We start from the raw sequence: 7520 nt of genomic DNA, 5'->3' as shown, positions 1-7520 counted from the left end.
CACCGCCGCCATGCGGTCGTGCGCCCCGGCCGGCAGCGTCGGCCGGGCGGGCATGCCGGGCGGCGGCGGGACCACGGTCATGCGATCCCCAGCCCCCGAAGGATGATCTCGACAGCCAGCGCGGCGATGACGGGCAGGAAGAACAGCCGCACCGTCCGGTTGCTCAGTTCCGGTAGTAGCCGGCTCCCGACGGCCGCCCCGAGGGCGGTCCCGGCGGCGACCGGGGCCGCGAGGAACGGATTGACGTACCCCGCGAAGAGCATGACGCCGACGCCGGCGGCCGCCGTGACGCCGATCATGAAGTTGCTCGTCGCGGTCGCGACCTTCATCGGCAGCCGCAGGAACCGCTCGAGCGCGAGCACCTTGAACACTCCGCCCCCGATCCCGAACATCCCCGAGACGACGCCGGCCCCGAACATCACCCCGAGGGCCGGATCGGTCTGCGCCGCGCGGTAGTCCACGTCGCGCCCGAGCGCGCTGTCGTGGTAGCGGCCCTCCAGGCCGAGGCGCTGGGACCGGGCATCGGGCACGACGCCGGACGGTAGCTCCTCGCCGCGACGCGAGATGCTCCCCGGAACGATCGCGAACAGGACCAAGCCGAGCGCGATCAGCAGCGCGTCGTCGAGGTTCGCGTGGGCCAGGAAGACCGTGGCCACGGAGCCGACGATCGCGCCCGGGACCGTCGCGATCTCGAGGAACATTCCGATCCGGAGATCGGTAAGGCGCTCGCGGAGGTAGGCGGCCCCCGTGGTCGACGAGGTCGCCAGGATCGTCATGAGGCCGGCGCCCGCGGCCGTGGGGAAATCGACGCCGAAGAGGACGACCAGTATCGGGATGACGATGACGCCGCCGCCGAGCCCCGTCAGCGATCCGACGAGCCCGGCGATGCCCCCCGTGACGAGGAGGAGGAGCACGAAGAGGCCGAGGTCCACGCGCGGGCAAACGGGCCGGTGAGAAAAGGAGCGCGGCGGCCACCGCTCCGTTCGCGCCGGCACCAAAGCTCAAAGCGCACGCGCCGCTCCGCCCGGCGCACGAGGTGGCGACGCTGGAGCCGAGGGGCGATCGGGTGGCGTTCGGCGCCCCGGGGATGCCGCCGCGCTGGGCCCACAGCAACAAGGACGGCGTCGGGACCGCCTACTCGGCCGACTCGCGCCTGTGGTTCACGCTCTGGCGGGGCGCGGTCACGGAGGTGTACTTCCCGACGATCGACCGGCCCCAGCTGCGCGACCTGCAGCTCCTGGTCACGGACGGCGCCACGTTCTTCCACGAGGAGCGCCGGGTCCTCGGGGCCGTCACCGAACGACCCGACGACCACGCGCTCGGCTACCGGGTGCGCGGCGAGGACCCCAGCCACCGGTACCGCATCCACAAGGAGGTGATCGGCGACCCCCATCTGCCCTGCCTGCTCATGCGGACGGGGATCGAGGTCGCCGATCCCTCGCTGGCCGAGCGGCTGCGGGTGTTCGTCCTGGCCGCGCCGCACCTCGACGTCGGCGGCTGGGGCAACAACGCGACGGTGATGCACGGGCTCGACCGGACGATCCTGACCGCCCAGAAGGACGGCGCCGCGCTTGCGCTCGGGGCGACCGTTCCGTTCGCCGACGCCTCCGTCGGGTACGTCGGCGCGAGCGATGGCTGGTCGGACCTCTCGCAGCACTACCGGATGGAGTGGCACTTCGACCGGGCCCCGAACGGCAACGTGGCGCTCACCGGGGAGCTGCCGGTGCGGGACGTGCCGGAGTTCACGATCGGGCTCGCCTTCGGCGAGACGGTCGCGGCCGCGATCACGACCCTGTTCCAGTCGCTCGCGACCCCGTTCGACGTCCACCGAAAGCGGTTCCTCGAACAGTGGTCCCGGACCGCGGCCCACGAGCTGCGGCTCGACCGTGCGCAGGGGGACGGGGGACGCCTCTACCGCGCCAGCCGCTCGATCCTGCTGGCGCACGAGGACAAGGTCTATCCGGGCGCGTTCATCGCGTCCCTGTCGATCCCGTGGGGCGCGTCCAAGAGCGACGAGGACCGCGGTGGCTACCACCTGCTCTGGACGCGCGATCTGTCGCATACGGCGAGCGCGCTCCTCGCCTCGGGCACGACCGAGGCGCCCGCGCGCGCGCTGATCTACCTCGCGACCCGCCAGCAGCCGGACGGCGGCTTCCCGCAGAACTTCTGGGTCGACGGGACCCCGTACTGGACGGGCATCCAGCTCGACGAGACCGCGATGCCGATCCTCCTCGCCCGACAGCTGCTCGCGGCCAAGGCGCTCGACGAGTTCGACCCCTACCCGATGATCCGCCGCGGGGCCCGCTTCCTCGTCGCCAGCGGACCCGTCACCCAGCAGGACCGCTGGGAGGAGCTGAGCGGCTACTCCCCGTCGACGCTCGCCGTGTCGATCGCGGCGATCTCGGTCGTGGCGGAGGCCGCCCGCGCGCGCGGCGATCGGGTCGCCGCCGACTTTCTGCACGAGTACGCCGATTTCCTCGAGCGGCACATCGAACGCTGGACGGTCACGACGACCGGCACGCTCGTTCCCGGGATCCCCCGCCACTACGTGCGGATCCGTCCGGCACCGATCGACGACCCGAACCCGCACGAGGGGCCGGACATGGGGATGGTCCACCTCCCCAACCTCCCCCGGGGCGTTCCGGCCGACTTTCCGGCGAACCAGATCGTCGACGCGGGCTTCCTCAACCTCGTCCGATGCGGGGTCCGCTCCCCCGACGACCCGGTGATCGTCGACTCCGTCCGCGTCGTCGACCGCGTCCTGAAGGTCGATACCCCGGCGGGCCCGGTCTGGCACCGCTACAACCACGACGGCTACGGCGATCGCGACGACGGCGGGCCGTACGCGGACTGGGGCCGGGGCCGCGCCTGGCCGCTCCTCACGGGCGAGCGCGGCCACTACGAGCTCGCGCGCGGCCACGACCCGGGTCCGTACCTGCGAGCGCTCGAGCGCTTCGCGACCGCGACCGGCCTGTTGCCCGAGCAGGTCTGGGACGAGCCGGACCGTCCGGAACTCCACCTGTGGCTCGGTCGGCCCACCGAATCGGCGACCCCGCTGTGCTGGGCCCACGCCGAGTACATCAAGCTGCTGCGCTCGGCGTCCGACCGCAAGGTGTTCGACCGGGTCCCCGAGGTCGCCGACCGCTACCTCCGAGCGCACCGGGCACCGCCGCCCCTCGAGGTCTGGACGTTCCGGCGTCGGACCGCGACGATCGAGCCGAACGAGACCCTGCGGATCATCGCGGAGCGGGCGTTCCGACTCCATGCGAGCCGCGACGGGTGGGCCAGCACCGAGGACCTCGACTCGATCGACACGGGGCTCGATCTCCACTACGTCGACCTCGCGCCGCTGGAACGCGGCGGACGGGCCTGGCGCTTCACGTTCTACTGGCCGAACCAGGATCGCTGGGAGGGCACGGACTTCTCGGTCGCCGCGGCGCCCTAGTCACCGGTCCCTGTCGGGCCGCGCGTCGACCCCGCTCGAACGCGGACGGGCCGCGCCCGGCCGGGCGACGCGCTAGTCGACCTTCAGCCAGCGCGACGAGACGAGATATCCGGCCACGAGCAGGATCGTCGCGAAGGCGACCAGGTAGCCGAGGTTGATCCACGGCACGGCGGTGCCGAGCACGAACGCCCGCCCGAGCAGCGCCGAGAACGTGATCGGGTTCACGTTCGAGATCGCGATCATCCAGCTGGGGAAGAACGCCCCGCTGAACAGCGCGGTGCTCGCGAACATCAGCGGCATCGTGATGAAGTTCGAGACGACGCCCGGCGTCTGCCAGTCGGTCGAGGACGCCGTGACCGCGAGGAACAGGCTCGCGAAGCCGATCGCCAGCGAGAACAGCCCGACGATCCAGGCCGCCCACTCGATCGGCGAGAGGTGGAAGGAGACGCCGAAGACCGTCGCCGCGACGATCATGATCGGGAACTGCACGAGCCCCCGCGTCGCCCCGCCGAGCGCCTTCGACATGAAGATGACGCCCTTGGACGTCGGCGTGATCAGGATGCGCTTCATGAAACCGAAGCGCTTGTCCTGGATCGTGCTCATCGAACCGAACATCCCGACCGAGAGCATCGAGGTCGACAGCGTGCCCGGCAGCAGGAACGCGATGTAGTTGTTCGCGCCCACGAAGGACTTGAGGAACTCCGGCGGGGCGTTGGCGAAGCTCGAGCCGAAGAAGGCGAGCCACATGAACGGCTGCACGACCGTGATCACGAGGACGAACGGGTTGCGGAACGTGCGCAGGATCTCGCGGGCGTAGAGCCCCCAGAACTGGCTGATCACTGCCGCGCCCTCCGCATCTGCGCGTAGAACTGCCGGACGTCGCGCATCGGCTCCTCGGCCCCGATGCGCCGCCCCGTCAGGTCGAGGAACACGGTCTCGAGGCTCGGGCCCTCGACGGTGATCCGCCGCACCGTCTCGGTCCGCACGCTGCCGAGCAGTGCCGGCAGGAACGTCGCGGCCGAGCCCACCCGGATCAGCCAATCGTTGCCCTCGGGTCGCACCTCCTGCACGCCCTCGAGCGCGCTCACCCGGGCGACGTCGAGCGGCTCGGAGGTCTCGAGGCGGACGACGTCCGCCCGCACCCGGGCCTTGAGCTCGGCCGGGGTCCCGACCGCGATGACCTTGCCGCGATCGATGATCGCGACGCGGTCACAGAGGGCTTCCGCCTCCTCGATGTAATGCGTGGTCAGGAGCACCGTGACGCCGAACTCCTTGTGGACGCCGGTCACGATGTCCCAGAGCATCCGCCGGGTGTTGACGTCGAGCCCGATCGTCGGCTCGTCCATGAAGATCACCGAGGGCTGGTGGAGCAGCGCGAGCGCGATCTCCAGCTTCTTGCGCATGCCGGTCGAGAACCCGCTGACCTTGTCGTCGGCCCGAGCGTTCAGGTCGAAGTAGCGCAGGAGGAGGTCCGCGCGGGGCTCCCAGTCCGTGAGGTCCTGCAGCTTGGCCTGGAGCCAGAGGTTCTCCCGGGCGGTGAAGTCGTCGTCGAGGATCACCTCCGCCGCGACCCAGCCGATGCGGGCGCGCACCTTCAGGGACTGGGTCCGCACGTCGTATCCGGCGACCGTCGCGCGGCCCTTCGTCATGTCGCTGATGCCGGTGAGGACCTTGATCAGGGTCGTCTTGCCCGCGCCGTTCGGGCCCAACAATCCGAAGACCGTGCCGGCGGGGATCGTCAAGCTGACGTCGTCGAGCGCGAGGACGCCCCGGCTGGCGGAGCCGTAGCGCTTGCTCAGCCCCTCGACGACGATCGCGTTCTCGCTCACCGCGACCTCCCGCGTCGGCGGGCCGCCGCGGGCCGCGCGGTCGGCAGCGCGCCGAGCCGGGCGCGGGCGGCGTCGAGCTCCGCCACGACCTGATCGATCAGGAGTCCCGTGCCGGCCCGGGCCGCCGGATCGCCCTCGAGCATCGACGCGAGCGACTCGAGCTGTCGATGGAGGCGACGCGCGAGATGCTGGCCCGGGTCGGCGGCGCCGGCGACTTCGGCCCACAGACGGCTGAGGTCCGGCCCGGTCCCCCCGCCGACCATCCAGTGCCGGCGGACGCGAGCGAGCCAGCGACGGCCGGCCGGAGTGATCGTGTAGAGGCGGCGGCGCTCCCTCCGGCTCGCCCGGGCGAGGCCTCGCTCGGTGAGCGCCTGCAGCGCCGGGTAGATGGCGCCCGGGCCCGGTCGCCACGCCCCGTCGGTGCGCTGCGCGATCCGCTCGGCCAGCTGGTACCCGTAGATGGGACCCTCCCGGTCCATGACCGCGATCGCGTAGAACCCGAGGATCCGTCCGGGCCGGGGTCCGGCCTCCCGAGGCATGTTGAGTTATGAGTCGAATTCGATATAAGCTCCACCCGCGCCCCGCGCGGTGCGCACTGCGGACGCGGGTACGCCGTCCGTCGAGTCCGGTCGAGCGGCACGCGGCCCGGTCGGGGGCGGACCGTCCGACGAGGGCTCAGGGGGTCCAGGTCGCGCCCCCGTAGCCCGGGGGAGGGGGGGGCGGGGTCGGTCCGCCGAACGGGTCCGGTCGGGGCTCGGGCGCGCGACCGTGCTTGCGGGCGAGATAGACATCGATCGCCGCCGCGGCGCGCTCGCCGGCGGCCATGGCGTGCACGACGGAGCGCCCGCCCGTGGCGAACACGCCGTCGACGTCGGTCATCCAGCCCTCGCGCTTCCCCTCCGGCCAGCCCATCGACGCGAACTTGAAGTCGTAGGCGGGATCGAAGCCCGAGACGTCCGCCACTTCGCCGACCGCGACGATGATCATGTCGCAGGGGATCGTCTCCTCGGAGTTCGGCACCGTCACGAGGGTGCGGCGTCCGTGGGCGTCCGGGGGTCCCCGCTCGGTGCGCTCCACGACGAGGCCCTCGACGCGCTCGGTGCCCAGAATGACCTTCGGGGCCCGGAAGAAGACATATCGGACCCCCTCGATCTCACCTCCGGTCTTCTCCTCCTCGGTGGCCTTCATGTCCTCGGGGCCGCGACGGTAGACGAGCAGCACTTCGCCGCCGCCGGAGAGCCGACGCGCGGAGCGGGCGGCATCTAGCGCCACGTCCCCCGCGCCGATCACGACGATCCGGCGCCCGGTCCGGCCGAAGAGCCCCTCCGGCCGCTTGTTCATCGCGAGGAGGAACGGCAGCGCGTGGTAGACCCCGGGCAACTCCTCACCGGGCACGCCGAGCTCGCGGGCCTTGGAGGCGCCGATGGAGACCAGCACGGCCTCGAAGCCGTCGTCGAGCAGGCTCTTGGGCGTGTAGTCGACGCCGGCGCGCTTGCCGACGACGAAGGTGATGTCGAGGTTCTTCCAGCGTGCGAGGTCGGTGTCGAGATCGTCCGGGTCGAGATGATAGCGCGGGATGGTGTTGATCTGTCCACCCAGGAACGGTTCGTGCTCGAAGACCGTGACGGGGTGGCCCCGCACGGCGAGGTCCCAGGCCGCCATCAGCCCGGCCGGACCGGCACCGATGATCGCGATGCGCTCCTCCTTGCGTTTGGACGGCACGTAGAGCAGGTCGGACTTCCCGTAGTCGAGCGCGGCCCGCTTGAGGTGCCGGATGGCGATGGGGACGCCCTTACCGGTCATGATGCAGTCGTCCTCGCAGAAGTGGTAGCAGGTCTTGCACAGCACCGTCGCCAGCGGGTTCTCCCGTAGAACCAACCGAGCCGCGCCGTCCAGGTCCCGTTCCCCGACCAGGATGTTGTAGCCGCGGGCGTCCTGGGTGATCGGGCACCCCTGGACGCAGTACGGCATGGCACACTGGAGGCAACGCTGCCCTTCGAGGACGGCCTCCTCGAGGGTGTACGGCTCGTCGATGAGGGCAAAGCGCTCGACGCGCTGATCCCGGGTCTCCTCGCGAATCGGCACCCGTTCGTAACGATCCATCGTCGCCTTCGCGCCTGGCCCGGAGAGCTTTCGATGTGGAGACCCGCGCGGTCCCTAAAGAGTTCGCGCCTCGGTCTGCGATGGGCTATCACGCGATGGAGCCCCCTGCCGTGGCGGGGGCGGCCCCCTGCCGGACCGACCGG

The 7520-nt window shown here is 71.2% G+C and carries 6 protein-coding genes; 1 reads left to right on the top strand and 5 read right to left on the bottom strand.

Annotation, left to right across the window (positions count from 1 at the left end; translation table 11 throughout):
• Nucleotides 1–77: 77 nt before the first annotated feature.
• Nucleotides 78–932, bottom strand: a complete 855-nt coding sequence (locus tag VEL82_04690) for a sulfite exporter TauE/SafE family protein (protein ID HXW67155.1) — start codon at nucleotides 930–932, stop codon at nucleotides 78–80.
• 104 nt (nucleotides 933–1036) lie between these two features.
• Between VEL82_04690 and VEL82_04685 the strand changes: the two genes are divergently transcribed.
• Nucleotides 1037–3445: a glycoside hydrolase family 15 protein gene (locus tag VEL82_04685; GenBank protein HXW67154.1), complete on the top strand. Its 2409-nt coding sequence runs from the start codon at nucleotides 1037–1039 to the stop codon at nucleotides 3443–3445.
• A 72-nt stretch (nucleotides 3446–3517) separates the two neighbouring features.
• Here the strand turns inward: VEL82_04685 and VEL82_04680 are convergent, their stop codons facing one another.
• The 4 genes from VEL82_04680 to VEL82_04665 all read right to left on the bottom strand — a co-directional run bounded on the left by VEL82_04680 (nucleotide 3518) and on the right by VEL82_04665 (nucleotide 7377).
• Complete coding sequence (locus VEL82_04680; protein ID HXW67153.1) at nucleotides 3518–4285, bottom strand: ABC transporter permease; 768 nt, start codon at nucleotides 4283–4285, stop codon at nucleotides 3518–3520.
• Entirely contained in the window at nucleotides 4282–5274 is a 993-nt protein-coding gene (locus VEL82_04675) for an ABC transporter ATP-binding protein (GenBank protein ID HXW67152.1), read from the bottom strand. The genes VEL82_04680 and VEL82_04675 overlap by 4 nt, the downstream gene beginning before the upstream one ends.
• The gene (locus tag VEL82_04670; protein HXW67151.1) at nucleotides 5271–5813 is read right to left on the bottom strand and encodes a PadR family transcriptional regulator; all 543 of its coding nucleotides are present in this window, start codon (nucleotides 5811–5813) and stop codon (nucleotides 5271–5273) included. Before VEL82_04670 ends, VEL82_04675 begins: the two co-directional genes overlap by 4 nt.
• A gap of 136 nt (nucleotides 5814–5949) precedes the next feature.
• A complete protein-coding gene (locus VEL82_04665) occupies nucleotides 5950–7377 on the bottom strand; it encodes an FAD-dependent oxidoreductase (protein ID HXW67150.1) in 1428 nt (475 codons plus the stop codon).
• Nucleotides 7378–7520 lie beyond the last annotated feature (143 nt).

Source organism: Thermoplasmata archaeon, from assembly GCA_035622275.1.
Lineage (GTDB): Archaea > Thermoplasmatota > Thermoplasmata > Lutacidiplasmatales > UBA184 > Lutacidiplasma.
The sequence above is the reverse complement of the archived record's forward strand: the minus strand, read 5'-3'. Positions and strand labels throughout refer to the sequence as shown.

Coding starts and splice junctions, on each gene's coding strand:
- VEL82_04670 (HXW67151.1), bottom strand. CDS start 5,813: ATGCCTCGGGAGGCCGGACCCCGGCCCGGACGGATCCTCGGGTTCTAC.
- VEL82_04665 (HXW67150.1), bottom strand. CDS start 7,377: ATGGATCGTTACGAACGGGTGCCGATTCGCGAGGAGACCCGGGATCAG.